Annotated in this window: 16 protein-coding genes; 6 read left to right on the plus strand and 10 right to left on the minus strand. The window is 68.9% G+C overall.

The annotated features are described in order from the left end of the window. Positions 1–60: 60 nt before the first annotated feature. From ACWHMB_RS06350 to ACWHMB_RS06365, 4 genes are all read right to left on the minus strand, one after another. Entirely contained in the window at positions 61–3,204 is a 3,144-nt protein-coding gene (locus ACWHMB_RS06350; RefSeq protein WP_447648479.1) for an error-prone DNA polymerase, read from the minus strand. Next, positions 3,201–4,514, minus strand: a complete 1,314-nt coding sequence (locus ACWHMB_RS06355) for a Y-family DNA polymerase (RefSeq protein ID WP_377483752.1) — start codon at positions 4,512–4,514, stop codon at positions 3,201–3,203. The genes ACWHMB_RS06350 and ACWHMB_RS06355 overlap by 4 nt, the downstream gene beginning before the upstream one ends. Beyond that, positions 4,456–5,178, minus strand: coding sequence for a translesion DNA synthesis-associated protein ImuA (imuA, locus tag ACWHMB_RS06360; RefSeq protein WP_377542578.1), 723 nt, complete (start codon positions 5,176–5,178; stop codon positions 4,456–4,458). Before imuA ends, ACWHMB_RS06355 begins: the two co-directional genes overlap by 59 nt. A 293-nt stretch (positions 5,179–5,471) precedes the next feature. Further along, complete coding sequence (locus ACWHMB_RS06365) at positions 5,472–6,380, minus strand: YicC/YloC family endoribonuclease (protein WP_293224388.1); 909 nt, start codon at positions 6,378–6,380, stop codon at positions 5,472–5,474. Between the two features lie 93 nt (positions 6,381–6,473). On the opposite strand from ACWHMB_RS06365, the gene ACWHMB_RS06370 reads away from it, so the two are divergent. The 5 genes from ACWHMB_RS06370 (at position 6,474) to hemW (ending at position 11,216) form a co-directional block, all read left to right on the plus strand. After that, on the plus strand, positions 6,474–7,481 hold the full coding sequence (locus ACWHMB_RS06370; protein ID WP_293224386.1) for a serine/threonine protein kinase: 1,008 nt from the start codon (positions 6,474–6,476) through the stop codon (positions 7,479–7,481). 179 nt (positions 7,482–7,660) lie between these two features. Then, the gene (locus ACWHMB_RS06375) at positions 7,661–8,563 is read left to right on the plus strand and encodes a PP2C family protein-serine/threonine phosphatase (protein WP_293224384.1); all 903 of its coding nucleotides are present in this window, start codon (positions 7,661–7,663) and stop codon (positions 8,561–8,563) included. Positions 8,564–8,619: 56 nt separating this feature from the next. Next, positions 8,620–9,366 (plus strand): ribonuclease PH, encoded by a 747-nt coding sequence (gene rph / locus ACWHMB_RS06380; protein ID WP_293224382.1) that lies wholly within the window; start codon positions 8,620–8,622, stop codon positions 9,364–9,366. 45 nt (positions 9,367–9,411) lie between these two features. Further along, entirely contained in the window at positions 9,412–10,011 is a 600-nt protein-coding gene (gene rdgB / locus ACWHMB_RS06385; protein ID WP_293224380.1) for an RdgB/HAM1 family non-canonical purine NTP pyrophosphatase, read from the plus strand. Between the two features lie 26 nt (positions 10,012–10,037). Then, on the plus strand, positions 10,038–11,216 hold the full coding sequence (hemW, locus tag ACWHMB_RS06390; protein ID WP_293224430.1) for a radical SAM family heme chaperone HemW: 1,179 nt from the start codon (positions 10,038–10,040) through the stop codon (positions 11,214–11,216). A gap of 2 nt (positions 11,217–11,218) precedes the next feature. Here hemW and ACWHMB_RS06395 read toward each other — a convergent pair whose 3' ends face one another. The 6 genes from ACWHMB_RS06395 to ACWHMB_RS06420 form a co-directional block, all read right to left on the minus strand. Beyond that, entirely contained in the window at positions 11,219–11,827 is a 609-nt protein-coding gene (locus ACWHMB_RS06395; protein WP_293224378.1) for an LOG family protein, read from the minus strand. 5 nt (positions 11,828–11,832) lie between these two features. Further along, on the minus strand, positions 11,833–12,228 hold the full coding sequence (locus ACWHMB_RS06400; protein WP_293224376.1) for a diacylglycerol kinase: 396 nt from the start codon (positions 12,226–12,228) through the stop codon (positions 11,833–11,835). Further along, positions 12,225–12,743: an RDD family protein gene (locus ACWHMB_RS06405; RefSeq protein ID WP_293224428.1), complete on the minus strand. Its 519-nt coding sequence runs from the start codon at positions 12,741–12,743 to the stop codon at positions 12,225–12,227. Before ACWHMB_RS06405 ends, ACWHMB_RS06400 begins: the two co-directional genes overlap by 4 nt. Positions 12,744–12,842: 99 nt before the next feature. Then, positions 12,843–13,493: a DUF3106 domain-containing protein gene (locus ACWHMB_RS06410; protein WP_293224374.1), complete on the minus strand. Its 651-nt coding sequence runs from the start codon at positions 13,491–13,493 to the stop codon at positions 12,843–12,845. Between the two features lie 22 nt (positions 13,494–13,515). Continuing rightward, the gene (locus tag ACWHMB_RS06415; protein WP_293224372.1) at positions 13,516–14,010 is read right to left on the minus strand and encodes a DUF3619 family protein; all 495 of its coding nucleotides are present in this window, start codon (positions 14,008–14,010) and stop codon (positions 13,516–13,518) included. Further along, complete coding sequence (locus tag ACWHMB_RS06420; RefSeq protein ID WP_293224370.1) at positions 14,007–14,576, minus strand: RNA polymerase sigma factor; 570 nt, start codon at positions 14,574–14,576, stop codon at positions 14,007–14,009. Before ACWHMB_RS06420 ends, ACWHMB_RS06415 begins: the two co-directional genes overlap by 4 nt. A gap of 332 nt (positions 14,577–14,908) precedes the next feature. Here ACWHMB_RS06420 and ACWHMB_RS06425 point away from each other — a divergent pair, with 332 nt between their 5' ends. Next, positions 14,909–16,699 carry an acetolactate synthase 3 catalytic subunit gene (locus ACWHMB_RS06425; RefSeq protein ID WP_377483748.1) on the plus strand — a complete coding sequence of 597 codons (1,791 nt, stop codon included), beginning with the start codon at positions 14,909–14,911 and terminating at the stop codon, positions 16,697–16,699. Positions 16,700–16,768 lie beyond the last annotated feature (69 nt).

Raw genomic sequence — 16,768 nt, forward strand, 5'->3', positions numbered from 1 at the left:
GATGCCACAGCGGAGCGAACGCAGACTGACCTGAGGCATTCGATGGAGTGCCATCATCATTCAGTGGAAATCCCGGCTCTTGCCCAGCACGTCTGCCAGTCGTCCCAGCAGTGGCGTCAGATCCTCCAGTTGGTCCGCCACGACATTGGACACTTCGCCCTCGCGCTGCCAGCGGCCCTGCACCGCCAGCAGCCTGGATTGCAGCAGCGCTGCGCGCTGGTGCTCGCGCACGCTTTTCCGGACGACGACCTGCACCACGCCGGTCTCGTCTTCGAGCGAGACGAAGACCACGCCCTTGGCGGTTTGCGGCTGCTGTCGCAGCGTGACGATGCCGCAGCAGCGTACCAGGCTGCCATTGGGCAGGTCGTTCAGTTCCTGTGCGCTGCGCAGGTGCCGCTTGCGCAGCATCGGCCGCAGCAGCACCAGCGGATGACGCCTGAGCGTCAGGCCCGTGCTCGCGTAGTCGAAGACGATTTCTTCGTTTTCGGGCGCGGCCGGCAGTTCGAGGAAATCCTCGTGGACCGGCGCGTCGCGCAGAAGCCGCGGCGTGGCCTTGAGCGCCGAAGCTTCCCACACCTGCTGCCGGCGATGGCCGGCCAGGCTCGCCAGCGCCTCGGCACCGGCGAGCCGGCGCATGTCCTGCTGGTCCAGCAGCGCACGCCGCGCCAGATCGTCGGCGTTGGCAAACAGCCCCTTGGCCCGCGCGGCGACGATGCGCTCGGCTGCCGCACGGGGCATGCCTGAGATCATGCGCAGTCCCAGCCGCACCACGGACTGGTCCGTCTGTCCTTCGAGCGTGCAGTCCCAGTCGCTCGCCGCCACATCGGCCGGCCGCACCTGCACGCCGTGGCGGCGTGCGTCCTGCACGAGCTGGCTGGGGCTGTAGAAACCCAGTGGCTGGCTGTTGAGCATGGCCGCCAGGAACTCCGCCGGATGGTGGCACTTGATCCAGCAGCTCGCATACACCAGCAGCGCAAAGCTGGCCGCGTGACTCTCCGGGAACCCGTAGTCGCTGAATCCCTTGATCTGCTCGAAGATGGCCTCGGCAAACGCGGCCCCGTAACCTCGCTCGGTCATGCCATCCACCAGCTTGGCGCGGTATTTCTCCAGTCCGCCCTTGCGCTTCCAGGCCGCCATCGCGCGGCGCAGCTGGTCGGCCTCGCCGGGCGTGAAGCCGGCTGCCAACACCGCCACCTGCATCACCTGTTCCTGGAAGATCGGCACGCCCAGCGTCCGGCCCAGCGCTTCCTTGAGCGCTGCACCGGGGTAATTCACCGGCTCCAGGCCCTGGCGCCGGCGCAAGTAAGGGTGGACCATGCCGCCCTGGATGGGCCCGGGTCGCACGATCGCCACCTCGATCACCAGGTCGTAGAAGCAGCGCGGCTTGAGCCTGGGCAGCATGCTCATCTGCGCGCGGCTCTCGATCTGGAACACGCCGATGGTGTCGGCCTTGCAGACCATGTCGTAGGTTTCGCCATCCTCGGGCGGTATGTCCTGCATCTCGAACACCTGGCCCTGGCACTCGCCGATGAAGGCCAGCGCCTTGCGCAAGGCCGTGAGCATGCCCAGCGCCAGCACGTCCACCTTGAGCAGGCCCATGGCATCGAGGTCATCCTTGTCCCACTCAATAACCGTGCGATCGGGCATCGCCGCGTTCTCGATCGGCACCATGCGCGACAGCGGGCCGCGCGTGAGCACGAAGCCGCCCACATGCTGACTCAGGTGGCGCGGAAAGCCCAGCAACTGACCCGTCAGCGTGACCAGCTGGCGCACCTGCAGCGATCCTGGTGCGAGCCCCGCCTCGGCCAGCCGTTCGGGATCGATGGTGCCGCCGTCCCACCAGCGGTGGTCCTTGGCCAGGGTATCGAGCGTGTCCAGCTCGAAGCCCAGCGCCTTGCCCACATCGCGGATCGCGCTCCTGGGCTGGTAGCGGATGACCGCGGCCGTCAGCGCGGCCCGCTCGCGCCCGTACTTCTGATACAGGTACTGGATGACTTCCTCGCGCCGCTCGTGCTCGAAGTCGATGTCGATGTCCGGTGGCTCGTTGCGCTCCCGACTGATGAAGCGCTCGAAGAGCACCGACATGCGGGCCGGGTCGACCTCGGTCACGCCCGTGCAGTAGCACACCGCCGAATTGGCGGCGCTGCCGCGCCCCTGGCACAGGATGTTGCGCGAACGCGCAAAGGCCACGATGTCCGCCACCGTCAGGAAGTAGTGTTCGTAGCGCAGCTCGGCGATCAGCGCCAGCTCATGCTCGATCTGGTTCTGCACCTTGGCGGGAATACCTTCAGGCCAGCGCCGGCCGGCACCCTCGTAAGTAATGCGGCGCAGATAGCCGGCCGGGGTCTCACCTGCTGGCATCACCTCGGCCGGGTACTGGTAGCGCAGCTCATCCAGGCTGAAATCACACCGCGCCGCGACCCGCAGCGTTTGCGCCAGCAGCTCTGGCGGATAGGTCTGTGCCAGTCGCAGGCGCGAGCGCAGGTGCCGCTCGGCATTGGGCTGCAGCGCCAGGCCGCACTCCGTCAATGGTTTGCCGATGCGCGTGGCCGTCAGCACATCCTGCAGCGGCTTGCGCGAGCGCACATGCATATGCACATCGCCGGCGGCCACCAGCGGAATCGCCGTGAGTTCGCCGACCTCGCGCAGGCGGTGCAGCCACATGGCATCGTCTAGTTGGCGCAGCAACTCCACCGCCAGCCAGCAGCGCCCCATGAAGCGCTCCAGCAGCCAGCGCGCGCAGGCCAGCAGTTGCGCCGCAGTGCCGGCGCGCTGCGGCGACACCAGCACCACGCAGTCAGCCAGGGCCTGCGGGTCGATGTCGCGCACCGGCAGCCGGTAGCTGCCCTTGGGGGCGGTGCGCCGCAAGCGGGTGATGAATTCGCACAAATTGCCATAGCCATTGCCATTGCAGGCCAGCACCACCAGCGTGAAGGGACACAGCCCGGATGCGTCGTCGCCCACTGTTTCGACCTGAAACTGGCTGCCAATTAGCAGCTTCAGTCCCTGCTCCTTGGCCGCGACATGCGCGCGCACCACGCCGGCCAGCGAACATTCGTCGGTGATCGCCAGGGCGGCGTAGCCTTGCTGCCGGGCGCGCGCCACCAGCTCCTCGGGGTGGCTGGCGCCGCGCAGGAACGAGAAATTGCTCAGGCAGCGCAGTTCGGCGTAATCTGGTACCGAAAAATGTGTCGGCGCGTTCATGCAAAGAACCCATGCAGGTACCAGGCGATGTCGTCGCCGGCCAGCCGTTGCTGATATACCCACAGCACACCGGCGTGCTCACTGAGCGCGACCCAGTAGTCGCGCAACACCAACTGGCTGTGCTGCGCGGCCGTGCCACCTTCGCAATGCCACCAGCCGCCTTCGATGCGCTGCGGCCCCGTCAGCAGCGCCAAGGGGCCTCGATACAGCGGCCGGTGGTTGCGCACTTGCAAACGCAGCGGCGTGGGCAGCACGAAGGTGGGTTGTGCCAACTCCGGCGGCGCGACGCGCGCGCGAGGCAGCGGCAGGGCCGCCGCCTGCCAGCGCTGGGCCCATTCCAGGCGACGGTCTTCCACCAGCACCGGCCGCAGCACGCGATCGGGTCCCAGCCGCGCGGCCACGCGTTCCAGCGCCAGGGTCAGCGACTCACCGTCGCTGCGCGGGTCGGGCAGCAGCGAAGCGTTGGGTTCGTGCAGGGGCACAACGTGGTCGGCCGTGATCTCAAGTTCGCCCACGGGGGCCTGCAGCACGACACGGGCCAGATGCTCGGCCAGCAGGCAGCACAGGTGTTCGATGTTGCGCATGGGTTGCGCGGTGCGGACCCTGAGTGCGCCGCCTTCGCCTGCGTCGCGCGTGCGCATGGCGTCATGGGCCCAGCGCAGCGTGAAGGTGGTGATGCCGGCACGGCGCGCGGCCAACCAGCCGCACAACTGCATCAGCAGCCGGCGCGCGCCAAACAGCAGGGCGGGCGCGGTCTCCACGCGGCTCATCAGCTCCAGCCGGGCGCGGAAGGTCGCGGGCAACTGCACCCACTCATGGGCCTCGGGGCGCAGACCGTAGGCTTGGTCCAGCCCCGCCAGCAGCGTCTGGCCAAAGCGCCGGCCGATGCCGCCGCGCGGCAGGCGGCGCACGTCGCCCAGTGTGTGGCAGCCGAGCTGGGCCAGTGTGAGGCGGCAGGGCGTCGTGGCCGACAAAACCTTGAAGGGCAGGGCGTCGAGCAGATCGGGCAAAGGCAGGCGCAGCCCGTTGACGATTCCGCCACGGGCGCAAGCCAGCGCGGCCAGGCTGTTGGGCGCCCAGGCGATGGCCGTGCAGCCCAGACCCGTAACCTCGGCCGCGATGCGGTCATGCAAGGCCCGGCGTCCGCCAAACAGGCGCAAGCTGGCCTCCACCTCCAGCAGCACGGCCTCATCGACAATGGCGACGCGGGGCGTGAACTGCAGGGCCCAGGTCGCCAGCCCAGCCAGCGCGTCACTGGGCGGTGGCGTCCCATTGGGGGTGGGAGGCAGGGACAAAGCGATCCACTGCATGCGCAGGCACCTCAGGGCAGAAAAACCGGCTCGGCTGCCGCAACCGGGGCATGATGATGGAGCCCAATGAGCCGGGCATGGACGGCAGCGAAATCGCCTCGCTCATGGCGGGGCCGCGGCGTTTGAGGATTTGCAGCCGTAGCGTCCAATCCAGCCCGGGGCTGGCCAGCACGCGCAGCGGCGCGGCCGAAGGCTCGCGCCGCGCGGTTTCGGGGCGGCACAGGAACACTGGAGCATCACAGGACTGGGCGCCCACTTGGAGCCGGCGCAATTGCTCGGGCCGCGTTTGGGGCAGCCAGGCGACGATGGCGCCGCAGGCGTTGGACTTGATCAATTGCTCGACGGCCCAGAGCCGTTCGGCGGGCTGGTCGGCCTGAATCCAGACGAAGCACCGCTCGTCCAGACCCGCCTGTTGCAGGCCCGGCAGGTACGGATGCCTAGGCGGCGCGATGGTGACGATCTGGCGGCCCTGCGCCGCGATGCGCCCGAGCGCGAAGCTCAGCAGACGCCACTCCAAGACGGCCGGCTGAGGCGTCAGCACCTCGGTCAGTGAGCGGCTAGGCCAACCGCCGCCGGGCAGCGCTTGGTCGAGCTGCTCCCATCCCGTCGGTTGCACCGCAGCGGGCCGTTGACCGAGTTCGCAGCCGCGCCAGACGCCGGGCAAGGCGATGGCTGATGCATTCGGGTGTTTGATGGACGTGGTTGAAGAGCGCATAGAAATACTGTTGATTTATACAGTATTTCAGGCAAGTCCATGTAACCGCAGTTTTGTCCATGACAGGGATCGCCGGGCATCCGCTGACTGGTTCAGCTCCAACTGCGGCGGGTTACGTCCGATCCCATGTTGTAGGTTTCCCGTCGATTTCTTTGCTCACGGGATCGGCATTCAACCGGCGCGCAACGCTTTGTCGATAGCAAGACGATCGTTTTTTGGGCGGCACGGGCAGCCCTGAAACGTCACTCGATGTTCTGCACCTGCTCGCGCATCTGCTCGATCAGCACCTTCATGTCCACGCTGATGCGCGACAGCTCCAGCGCGGCGGACTTGGAGCCCAGGGTGTTGGCTTCGCGGTGCAGCTCCTGGATCAAAAAGTCCAGGCGCTTGCCGGCTTCGCCGCCTTTTTTCAGCACCGACTCGATCTCGTCCAGGTGCGCGCGCAGACGCCCCAGCTCCTCGGCCACGTCGATGCGGATGGCGAAGGCGGCGGCTTCGGCCAAGGCGCGCTCTTGCGCCGCCGCCGTGGGCACGGTGCTGCCGGCGTCGGCCAAGGCCTCGTTCCAGCGGGCGACGAAGCGCTGCTTTTGCGCCTGCACGGCCTGCGGCACCAGCGGCTCGGCGCGTGCGGCCAGCGCACGCAGCTCGGCCATGCGCGCGTGCAGCAGCTCGACCAGGCGCGCACCCTCGCGCGCGCGCGCCGCCGCAAAATCATCCAGCACGCGGCGGGCCAGCGCCAGCAGGGCGTCGGCCGGCACCTCGCTGGCGCCGTCGCCGGTGCCGGCGGCGAGGCGTTGCACGTCGGCCACGGACAGCGCGGCGGCCTCGGGCAGCCAGGCACGCACCTTGTCCTGCAAATTGGCCAGCTGCTGCAGCACGGCGATCGGCGGGTCGCCCACCGCGCTGCCGGTGCGCCCTTCCAGCGCGGCGCGCAACTCGACCTTGCCGCGCTTGAGGCCTTGCGTGAGCAGCTGGCGCAGGGCCGGCTCGTGTGCGCGCAACTCGTCGGGCAGGCGCAAGGTGAGGTCCAGAAAGCGGCTGTTGACCGAGCGCATGTCGATCACGACGCCGGGGAGGGCGGCTTGCTCGTCGCTGGCTTTCCGGGGGTTGATCCGGCCACTGGCGTAGCCGGTCATACTGTAAACTGACATTTGGTTTCCTTCGCTTGCGTGACGGGCCTGCCTACGGCGCTTCAGGCCGGTTTCAGCGGGTTCGCGCGGCAACCGGGGTGCATTCAAAATTCTATGGCAAAGCTCAAGCCTGCTCCCCTGCCTCCCGACACCATGATCGGGGGCTACCGCGTGCTGCGCAAGCTGGCCGGCGGGGGCTTCGGCGTGGTCTACCTGGCGCTGGATGCCTCGGGCCAGCAGGTGGCCATCAAGGAATACCTGCCGACGGCGCTCACCACGCGCGCGCCGGGCGAGCTGGTGCCCCAGGTGGCGCCCGAAAAACTGTCGCTGTACCGCCTGGGCCTCAAGAGCTTCTTCGAGGAAGGCCGCGCGCTGGCGCAGATCTCGCACGCCTCGGTGGTGAGCGTGCTGAACTTCTTTCGTCAGAACGAAACCGTCTACATGGTGATGAACCACCTGGAGGGCGCCACCTTGCAGGACTTCATCGTGACGGCGCGCGAGCTCAAGAAGGACAAGGTGTTTCGCGAGTCCACCATCCGCTCGCTGTTCGACGAAATCCTGCGCGGCCTGCGCGTGGTGCACCAGCACAAGATGCTGCACCTGGACCTGAAGCCGGCCAACATCTTCATCACCGACGACAACCGCGCCGTGATGCTGGACTTCGGCGCGGCGCGCGAGGTGCTGAACAAGGAAGGCAACTTCACCCGTCCCATGTACACGCCCGGCTTTGCCGCGCCCGAGATGTACCGGCGCGACGCCACCATGGGCCCCTGGACGGATATCTACGCCATCGGCGCCTGCATTTATTCGTGCATGCACGGCTTTCCGCCCAACGAGGCGCCGCAGCGGCTGGAGAAAGACCGGCTGGCGCTGTCGCTCACCCGCATGCGCGGGCTGTACTCCGACAGCCTGATCGAGATGGTCGAGTGGTGCATGGCGCTCGATCCGCTGTCGCGCCCGCAGTCGGTGTTCGCGCTGCAGAAAGAGCTGTCGCGCGAGGGCGAGCGCCGCTACACCAAGCTGTCGATGACCGAGAAGGTGCGGCTGGGGCTGGACAACGTGCTGACCGACACCAAGAAGAACATCAAGCGGGCCACGCATCTGGCCACCCGCATGAGATAAATGGCTCACCCCCAGACTCCACACGCTGCGCGTTGTTTCGCCTCCCCCCTTCGAGGGGGCGTCGCCAGTGAACGGGCCAAGCCCGTCCACGGCGACCGCTGGCATGGCCTGCTCCGCGGCCATCGGGCTCTTGGGTGTCCGATGGTTTCGTTTGGCGCCCGGCAGTCCGGGTGGTGGCAATGAAGTTTTCGATTTTTCAGCTCAGCCGCATCGGGGGGCGCGAGAAGAACGAAGACCGCATGGGCTACAGCTACACGCGCGATGCGGGGCTGTTCGTGCTGGCCGACGGCATGGGCGGCCACCCTGATGGCGAGGTGGCGGCGCAGATCGCGCTGCAGTCGTTTTCCAGCCAGTTCCAACGGCACGCCCGCACGCGGCTGGCGGTGGTGCCCGATTTCCTGTCCGCCGGCGTGCTGGCCGCGCACCACGAGATCATTCGTTACGCCAGCGCGCGCGCGCTGCTGGACACCCCGCGCACCACGGTGGTGGCCGCGGTGGTGCAGGACGGCGTGCTGCAATGGGTGCACTGCGGCGATTCGCGCCTGTACGTGGTGCGCGAGGGGCGCCTGCTGGCGCGCACGCGCGACCATTCCTACGTCGAGGCGCAGGCGCACGCCGGTAGCGCCATCGAGGCGCTGAACCGCAATGTGCTGTTCACCTGCCTGGGCTCCATCGCCCGCCCGATGTACGACCTGGGCGGGCCGCTGCCGCTGCGGCAGGGTGACAAGGTGATGCTGTGCTCGGACGGGTTGTGGGACAGCATCGACGACGAGGCCATCGTCGCCAGCCTGTCGGCGCTGCCGGTGGCGCAGGCGGTGCCGGCGCTGGTCGACCAGGCGCTGGCCGAGGCCGGGGCGCGCTCGGACAACGTCACGGTGCTGGCGCTCGAATGGGAGTCCGCGCAGCCGGCGGTCGCCAGCAGCGGCTTCACCCAGACCGAGCTGATGGACCGCGACAGCTTTGCCTCCACCATTCAGGCCGTCGACGTCGACCCGCTGCTCGACGAGCTGGACGAGCAGGCCATCGAGCGCTCCATCGCCGAGATCAACGACGCCATCCAGCGCAGCGCCGCGCGGCGCTGACCACCTCGGGCCGGTGCGCAGGCGCCCGGGTCCGTCTTTTTTCGACTGCCGTTTCCATGACCGATTCCTCCACTTCTTCTTCTGCCCATCAGCGCCAGGGCCGCGCCTTTGATGCGCTGCGCCCGGTGCGCATCACCCGCCACTACACCGCCTACGCCGAGGGCTCGGTGCTGGTCGAGTTCGGCCAGACCCGCGTGCTGTGCACCGCCTCGGTCGAGGAAAAAGTGCCGCCGCACAAGCGCGGCAGCGGCCAGGGCTGGGTGACGGCCGAATACGGCATGCTGCCGCGCGCCACCCACACGCGCGGCGACCGCGAGGCCGCGCGCGGCAAGCAAAGCGGGCGCACGCAGGAGATCCAGCGCCTGATCGGCCGCAGCCTGCGCGCCGTGTTCGACCTGGGCGCCCTGGGCGAGCGCACCATCCACCTGGACTGCGACGTGATCCAGGCCGACGGCGGCACGCGCACCGCCAGCATCACCGGCGCCTACGTGGCCGCGCACGACGCGGTGAGCTGGCTGCTGGCGCAACAGCGCGTCGCGGCCTCGCCCATCCTGGGCACGGTGGCCGCCATTTCGGTGGGCATCGTGGACGGCGTGCCGCTGCTCGACCTGGACTACGGCGAGGATTCGGCCTGTGACACCGACATGAACGTGGTGATGACCGGCGCCGGCCATTTCGTCGAGGTGCAGGGCACGGCCGAAGGCGCGGCCTTTTCGCGCGCCGAGATGGACCGCCTGCTGCAACTGGCCGAAAAGGGCATTGGCGAGCTCATCGCGCTGCAGCAAAAGTCTCTATCAAAATAATAGCTATTTGCGCTTGATTGGTGGGCGCTGGAGCCTGATTTGACCATGAACATCGTGCTGGCCTCCAACAACGCCGGCAAGCTGGCCGAGCTGCAGGCCATGCTGGCGCCGCTGGGCTTTGGCCTGCGGCGCCAGTCCGAGCTGGGCATCGGCGAGGCGCCCGAGCCGTACCGCACCTTTGTCGAGAACGCGCTCGCCAAGGCGCGGCACGCCAGCGCCGCCAGTGGCCTGCCGGCGCTGGCCGACGATGCCGGCCTGTGCGTGGACGCCTTCGGCGGCCAGCCGGGCGTGGACACTGCCTACTACGCCACGCGCTTCGGCTATGCCAAGGGCGACGCCAACAACGTGCGCGCGCTGCTGGAGCAGATGCAGGGCATCGAGCAGCGCCGCGCCGCCCTGGTCAGCACGCTGGTGGCGCTGCGCAGCGCCGACGACCCCGAGCCGCTGATCGCCGTCGGCCGCGCGGTGGGCGAGATCGTGCGCGAGCCGCGCGGCAGCGGTGGCTTCGGCTTCGATCCGGTGATGTTCATCCCCGCGCTGGGCAAAACCTTTGCCGAGCTGCCGGCCGACGAGAAAAATGCGCACAGCCACCGCGGCCAGGCGGCGCGCGCCATGATTGCGCTGATGCGCGAGCGCTGGCTGTGAACCCCGCCTTTGATGTCGTGTCCCTGATGGGGCCGGGCCCCCTGAACCTGCCCGCGCTGCCGCCGCTGTCGCTGTACGTGCACCTGCCCTGGTGCATTCGCAAGTGCCCCTATTGCGACTTCAACTCGCACGAGATGCGCGCCGGCGCCGACGCCGAGGCCGAGCAGCAGCGCTATGTCGACGCGCTGCTGGCCGACCTGGAGGCCAGCCTGCCGCTGGTGTGGGGGCGGCCGGTGATCAGCGTGTTCATCGGCGGCGGCACGCCCAGCCTGTTCGCGCCTGAGCGCATCGAGCGCCTGATCGAGGGCGTGCGCGCCCGTCTGCCGCTGGCGCCGGGCTGCGAGATCACGCTGGAGGCCAACCCCGGCACCTTCGAGCGCGAGCGCTTCGCCGCTTTTCGCGCCGCCGGCGTCACGCGCCTGTCGGTGGGCGTGCAGAGCTTCGACGACGCGCACCTGAAGGCCATCGGCCGCGTGCACGACGGCGCGCAGGCCCGCGCTGCGCTCCAAGAGGCCGCGCGCGCCTTCGACACCTTCAACCTCGACCTGATGTACGCGCTGCCGGGCCAGACGCTGGCCGAGCTGGAGCAGGACGTGCGCACCGCGCTGTCGTTCGCGCCGCCGCACCTGTCGATCTACCACCTGACGATCGAGCCCAACACGGTGTTTGCCAAGTACCCGCCGCGCCTGCCCGAGGAGGACGTGGCCTGGGACATGCTGGACCGCATCACCGAACTGACCGGCGCCGCCGGCCTGGAGCGCTACGAGGTGTCGGCCTACGCGCGGGCCGGCCACCGCTGCGTGCACAACCTGAACTACTGGCAGTTCGGCGACTACCTGGGTATCGGCGCCGGCGCGCACGGCAAGCTCAGCTTTGCCCACCGCGTGCTGCGCCAGGTGCGCCACCGCCTGCCCGAGCGCTACATGCAGCAGGCGCTGGCCGGCGACGCGGTGGCCAGCCACCACGAGGTGACGCCGGGCGACCTGCCGTTCGAATTCATGCTGAACGCGCTGCGGCTGAAGGACGGCTTTGCCCTGTCCGAGTTCAGCGCGCGCACCGGCCTGCCGGCCGAGCGCGTGCGCGCCGCCCTGCGGCAGGCCGAGGACCAGGGCTGGTTGGAGCCCGGCGGAGCCGGCCTGCGGCCCACGGCGCGCGGCTTCGACTTTCTGAGCGACCTGCAGCAGCTGTTTCTGCCGCCGGGCTGAGTTCAGATCGCGTTGAGCTGCGTTGGCGCGGTGAAGCCAGCACGCTCGACCAGTTCAGGCAGCAGGCTTGGCCATTGGGCGCCGGTGGCGACCATCCGCATCTGCGCCTCGTCCATGAAGCCGGCGCGCACGCCGGTGTGCATGAACTGCAGCAGCGCGTCGTAGTAGCCGTCCACGTTCAGCAGGCCCACGGGCTTGCCGTGGTAGCCCAGCTGGTGCCAGGTCCAGATCTCGAAGAACTCTTCCATCGTGCCGATGCCGCCGGGCAGGGCCAGGAAGGCGTCGGCGCGCTCGGCCATGCGGCGCTTGCGCTCGTGCATGGTGTCGACCACGTGCAGTTCGGTGCAGCCGCGGTGCGCCTGTTCGCGGTCCACCAGCGCCTGCGGGATGACGCCGACCACGCGCCCGCCGGCGGCCAGCGTCGCGTTGGCCACCACGCCCATCAGGCCGCTGCGGCCACCGCCGTACACGAGCTGGCCGCCGCGCTCGCCGATCCAGCGGCCCACGCCAGCGGCTGCCTCGGCAAAGGCGGGGTTGGCGCCGGGGCGCGAGCCGCAGTAGACGCAGATGGAAAAGGCGGGTGCGGCGGCAGAAACAGAAACTTCGGACATGGCGATCAGGTGAGAAAACGGTGATAGAGCGCGGCAGCCCAGATGGCGCCGGCCAGCAGCAGGGCCAGCAGCACGGCCGCCGAGCCCAGGTCCTTGGCGCGCTTGGAGAGCAGGTGCCAGTCGTCGCCGAAGCGGTCGATGGCGGCCTCGATGCCGCTGTTGAGCAGCTCGACGATCAGCACGCCGACGACGGAGCCGGCCAGCAGCGCCACCTCGACCCAGCCCTGGCCCAGCCAGAAGGCGAGCGGAATCAGCGGCACGGCCAGCGCCACCTCCTGGCGAAAGGCTCCTTCGTCCCAGGCCGCGCGCAGCCCCGCCAGCGAGTGGCGCAGCGCCGGCGCCAGGCGGGCCAGGCCAGCGTGGTTCTTGCGTGGCGGCTGGGGGGGCGGGCTGGCGATCACGGGCGCGCCCCGTCCGCGGCGGGCCGCACGTCGATCAGGCGCGTGCCGGCCCAGATGTCGTGCCAGAACTGGCGGTCGGCGCGAAAACGGCTCAGCAGCGCCCACACCAGCACCCAGCCGACGGTCAGCACCGTGACTTCGCCCGCGCGCAGCGGAAACGGCGCCATCGCCGCCAGCGGCGGCAAAAACCACACCCAGCACAGCAGGTAGCGCAGCAGGGCGCGGCCCTGCGACAGCGGCCGGCCCTGGCGGTCGACCACGCGGATGTGCCAGGTCTTCATGGCCAGGGTCTGGCCCTTGCTCCAGAACCAGCCGAAGTAGATGCCGATGACCACGAAGACGAAAAACTGCAGCTCGTGCCGGTTGTTCAGGGCGTTGCGCGTCTGCGTGAGCGTGCCGAACAGGTAGCCGGCGACGAACACCACGCCGAACAGCAGCAGGCCTTCGTACAGCCAGCAGGCCATGCGCCGGCGCAGCGGGGGGGCGACGAGCACGCCCGGCTCGGCGGCAGACATGGAGGAGGGGCTGGACGGCAGGGCAGGCATCGACAGGGAAAGCGGATCAGACGGCGTGCATGCGACACGCTCGCCAATGACGACAAAGGCGGGGCGCGGTCAGCGCCGATCGACCGTGTCGGGCGCCGTCCGCAAAGGCAGCAGTGTATGGCGGTTCAGCGGCACGCTGGAGCGAATGTCGCGCGTGCCGCCGTCGGCCGGGCGCGTGGCGGGCAGCAGCGGCCGCGCGATGGCGCTGGGCGGCGCGGGGCGCAGGGCCGGCGCGGCGGTGACCGGGGGCTTGGGCCGGTCCTGGGCCAGGCGCTCGCGCTCCTGCTCGGGCAGCGCCTGGTAGGCCTCCCACTGGGCGCGCTTTTCGTCGGCCGGCAGGCGCCGCGCCTCGCCGAAGTTGAGCCGCGCCCGCGTGCGCTGCGAAGGGCTGAGCTGGGCCCAGTCGCTCATGCGCCGCTGCAGCGTGGCCTGCTCGGCCGGCGACAGGCGGTGGTAGTTGCGCGCCAGGGCGATCCATTTGCGCTGGTGCTCGGCGCTCAGCGTGGGCCACTGCTCCTTCAGGGGCGCCAGGGCGGTTTTCTGGCGCGCCGTCAACTCACGCCAAGCGATGCCGTTGCTGGCCGCCGCGTGCGCGGGGCGCGCCGCCCGGGCGGGACGGGCGCCGCTTTCGGCCTGCGCCGGCGCAGCCAAGGCCAGCGTGAGGCCGATCGGGACGAGCAGGGCCGCAAGCCAGCGGGTGGGGCGAATCCGGGCGGGCATGGGCGCTGGCGGGGCTCCGGCTTCAGGTTTCGGGGCGATCGGACGAGGAGCCGCCGCTGCGCTCGTGGTGCTGCGTCTTGAGAAACTGCAGGAAACCCGGGTCGGTGTAGGCTTGGGGCGGCAGGTCGTCGGTCAGCAGGGCGGCGTCCAGGTCGGCGATGTCGACCGCGCGGTCGTCGCCTTGCACGATGTTGATGGCGACCAGGCCGATCGCCAGCCCCGCCAGCAGCACGGCGGTGCTGGCGCGGCCCCAGAAGCCAGGGCCGTCGCCGCCGCCCAGGCCCAGCACGGCGGCCGGGCCCTGGCGCATGACGGCGGCGGCGCGGCTGACCACCGGGCGATGCGCCACCACCGCCGGGCGCTTGCGGTGCGCGAGCGCCTGCTGGCGCGCCACCCGCAGGCGCTCGGACAGCTCGTGCGGCAACTCGCTGGCGCCGGCCGACAGGCGGGCGGCCACGCGCAGGCCGAAGCGGTTTTGCAGGATGTCGTCGCGCTGGACTTGGTGGCTGGTGCTCATGGTGTGATTCCCTTGCTGCGCAGGGCCTTGGCGAGGGCCTGGACGGCGCGCGAGCAGTGTGTCTTGACGCTGCCTTCCGAACACCCCATCGCGGCGGCGGTTTCGGCAACGTCCATCTCCTCCCAGTAACGCATCAGAAAGGCCTCGCGTTGACGGGCCGGCAGGGCCTGGATCTGGGTTTCGATCTGGTGCAGGATTTCGGCGCGGCGCGTGCTGTCCTCGGCGCTTTCGACCGACTCGCCGGTGCCGTTGGCGACCAGGCTCTCCAGCAGGTCGAAGCTGCCGCCCTCGTCGTCGGCCGACTCGAAGTCGCTCAGATTGGAAAACAGGGCCTTGCGCGACTTCTGGCGCCGAAACCAGTCCAGCGTGCTGTTGGACAGGATGCGCTGGAACAGCAGCGGCAGCTGCGCGGCCGGCTTGTCGCCATAGTGCTCGGCCAGCTTCATCATGCTGTCCTGCACGATGTCCAGCGCGGCGTTCTCGTCGCGCACGTGGTAGAGCGTGCGCTTGAAGGCGCGCTTTTCCACGCTGCGCAGCAGGTCGGCGAGTTCTTGTTCGGTCGCCAAGGGCGTCTCAGGCGATGCGGGAGCGTGCCGGCGGCACGCCGGGAGGGACGACGCGAGTCATCGGGGGGCTGCCGGCGCGCATGCCGGCGGGAAGCCGCGAAGCGGTGAATTATGGCATCGGCACCGCAGCGTCCAGGCGGCCGGCGCGGCGGCTCGGGCCGCGCGGTGCCATAATGCGCGCTGCAGTCAAACTGGCAAACGGGTCACCGTCCGGCGGGCTTTACAGTTTCCCGTCCATGGCGTGTGGTCTCAAGTCCTGAAGCGGCCCCACGAGGGCTGGCAAGGGGCACCCAAGGTTTTTCGTCAGAGAAATTCTCGAAAGGTTGATCGAAATGGAAATCTCCAAAGCCGAACTCAAGTCGGCCGCTGCCGCGTCCTCGCGCAGCGAAGCATCCCACACATCCCAAGATCTGCGCGGCGCCGAAATCCTGGTCAAGGCGCTGCAGGCCGAGGGCGTCAAGTACGTCTGGGGCTATCCGGGCGGTGCGGTGTTGCACATCTACGACGCCTTCTACAAGCAGGAATCGATTCAGCACGTGCTGGTGCGCCACGAGCAGGCGGCCGTGCACGCCGCCGACGGCTACGCGCGCGCCACCGGCGACGTCGGCGTGGCCCTGGTCACCTCGGGGCCGGGCGTGACCAACGCCGTCACCGGCATCGCCACCGCCTACATGGACTCGATCCCGATGGTGATCGTCTGCGGCCAGGTGCCCACGGCGGCGATCGGCCAGGACGCCTTCCAGGAGTGCGACACCGTGGGCATCACGCGCCCGATCGTCAAGCACAACTTCCTGGTCAAGGACGTGCGCGACATGGCCACGGTGATGAAAAAGGCTTTCCACATCGCGCGCTCGGGCCGCCCGGGACCGGTGGTGGTCGACATTCCCAAGGACGTGTCCTTTGCCAAGACCGCCTTCAAGGGCTATCCCGACAGCATCGAGATGCGCTCGTACAACCCGGTGCGCAAGGGCCACAGCGGGCAGATCCGCAAGGCGCTGCAGCTGCTGCTGGGCGCCAAGCGGCCCTACATCTACACCGGCGGTGGCGTGCTGCTGGCCAACGCCAGCGCCGAGTTGCGCACCCTGGTCGACCTGCTGGGCGCACCGGTCACAAATACGCTGATGGGCCTGGGGGCGTTTCCGGCCTCGGACAAGCGCTTCGTCGGCATGCTGGGCATGCACGGCACCTGGGAGGCCAACAACGCCATGCAGAACTGCGACGTGCTGCTGGCCGTGGGCGCGCGCTTCGACGATCGCGTGATCGGCAACCCCAAGCACTTCGCCTCGGTCGACCGCAAGATCATCCACATCGACATCGACCCGTCCAGCATTTCCAAGCGCGTGCGGGTGGACGTGCCGATCGTGGGCGACGTCAAGGACGTGCTGACCGAGCTGATCGGCATGCTGCGCGAGTCGCCCGCCAAGCCCAACGCGGCGGCGCTGGCCGACTGGTGGAAGTCCATCGACGGCTGGCGCGGGCGCGACTGCCTGGCCTACGACCGCGGCAACACCGAGGTCATCAAGCCGCAGCACGTGGTCGAGACGCTGTGGAACATGACCAAGGACGCCGACACCTACATCACCTCCGACGTGGGCCAGCACCAGATGTGGGCGGCGCAGTACTACCGCTTCGACGAGCCGCGCCGCTGGATCAACTCGGGCGGCCTGGGCACCATGGGCGTGGGCATTCCCTATGCCATGGGCATCAAGCTGGCCAGGCCCGATTCGGAGGTGTTTTGCATCACCGGCGAGGGCTCGGTGCAGATGTGCATCCAGGAGCTGTCCACCTGCCTGCAATACAACACGCCGATCAAGATCGTCTCGCTCAACAACCGCTACCTGGGCATGGTGCGGCAGTGGCAGGAGATCGAGTATTCGGGCCGCTACAGCCAGAGCTACATGGACGCGCTGCCCAACTTCGTCAAGCTGGCCGAGGCCTACGGCCACGTCGGCATGCTGATCGAGCGCCCGCAGGACGTGGAGCCCGCGCTGCGCGAGGCGCGCAAGCTCAAGGACCGCACCGTGTTCATGGACTTTCGCACCGACCCGACGGAAAACGTCTTTCCGATGGTGCGCGCGGGCATGGGCATCACCGAGATGCTGCTGGGCTCGGAAGACCTTTGAAGTCCAAGACAGGACGCAGAGGACGCAAAGAATTCGCAAAGAACGCAAAAGAGACCGAAGAAAATTCAT

The sequence above is a fragment of the Ottowia pentelensis genome, assembly GCF_964341695.1.

Coding starts and splice junctions, on each gene's coding strand:
- ACWHMB_RS06350 (WP_447648479.1), bottom strand. CDS start 3,204: ATGAACGCGCCGACACATTTTTCGGTACCAGATTACGCCGAACTGCGC.
- ACWHMB_RS06355 (WP_377483752.1), bottom strand. CDS start 4,514: ATGCAGTGGATCGCTTTGTCCCTGCCTCCCACCCCCAATGGGACGCCA.
- ACWHMB_RS06365 (WP_293224388.1), bottom strand. CDS start 6,380: ATGTCAGTTTACAGTATGACCGGCTACGCCAGTGGCCGGATCAACCCC.
- ACWHMB_RS06370 (WP_293224386.1), top strand. CDS start 6,474: ATGGCAAAGCTCAAGCCTGCTCCCCTGCCTCCCGACACCATGATCGGG.
- ACWHMB_RS06375 (WP_293224384.1), top strand. CDS start 7,661: ATGAAGTTTTCGATTTTTCAGCTCAGCCGCATCGGGGGGCGCGAGAAG.
- rph (WP_293224382.1), top strand. CDS start 8,620: ATGACCGATTCCTCCACTTCTTCTTCTGCCCATCAGCGCCAGGGCCGC.
- rdgB (WP_293224380.1), top strand. CDS start 9,412: ATGAACATCGTGCTGGCCTCCAACAACGCCGGCAAGCTGGCCGAGCTG.
- hemW (WP_293224430.1), top strand. CDS start 10,038: ATGGGGCCGGGCCCCCTGAACCTGCCCGCGCTGCCGCCGCTGTCGCTG.
- ACWHMB_RS06395 (WP_293224378.1), bottom strand. CDS start 11,827: ATGTCCGAAGTTTCTGTTTCTGCCGCCGCACCCGCCTTTTCCATCTGC.
- ACWHMB_RS06405 (WP_293224428.1), bottom strand. CDS start 12,743: ATGTCTGCCGCCGAGCCGGGCGTGCTCGTCGCCCCCCCGCTGCGCCGG.
- ACWHMB_RS06410 (WP_293224374.1), bottom strand. CDS start 13,493: ATGCCCGCCCGGATTCGCCCCACCCGCTGGCTTGCGGCCCTGCTCGTC.
- ACWHMB_RS06415 (WP_293224372.1), bottom strand. CDS start 14,010: ATGAGCACCAGCCACCAAGTCCAGCGCGACGACATCCTGCAAAACCGC.
- ACWHMB_RS06425 (WP_377483748.1), top strand. CDS start 14,909: ATGGAAATCTCCAAAGCCGAACTCAAGTCGGCCGCTGCCGCGTCCTCG.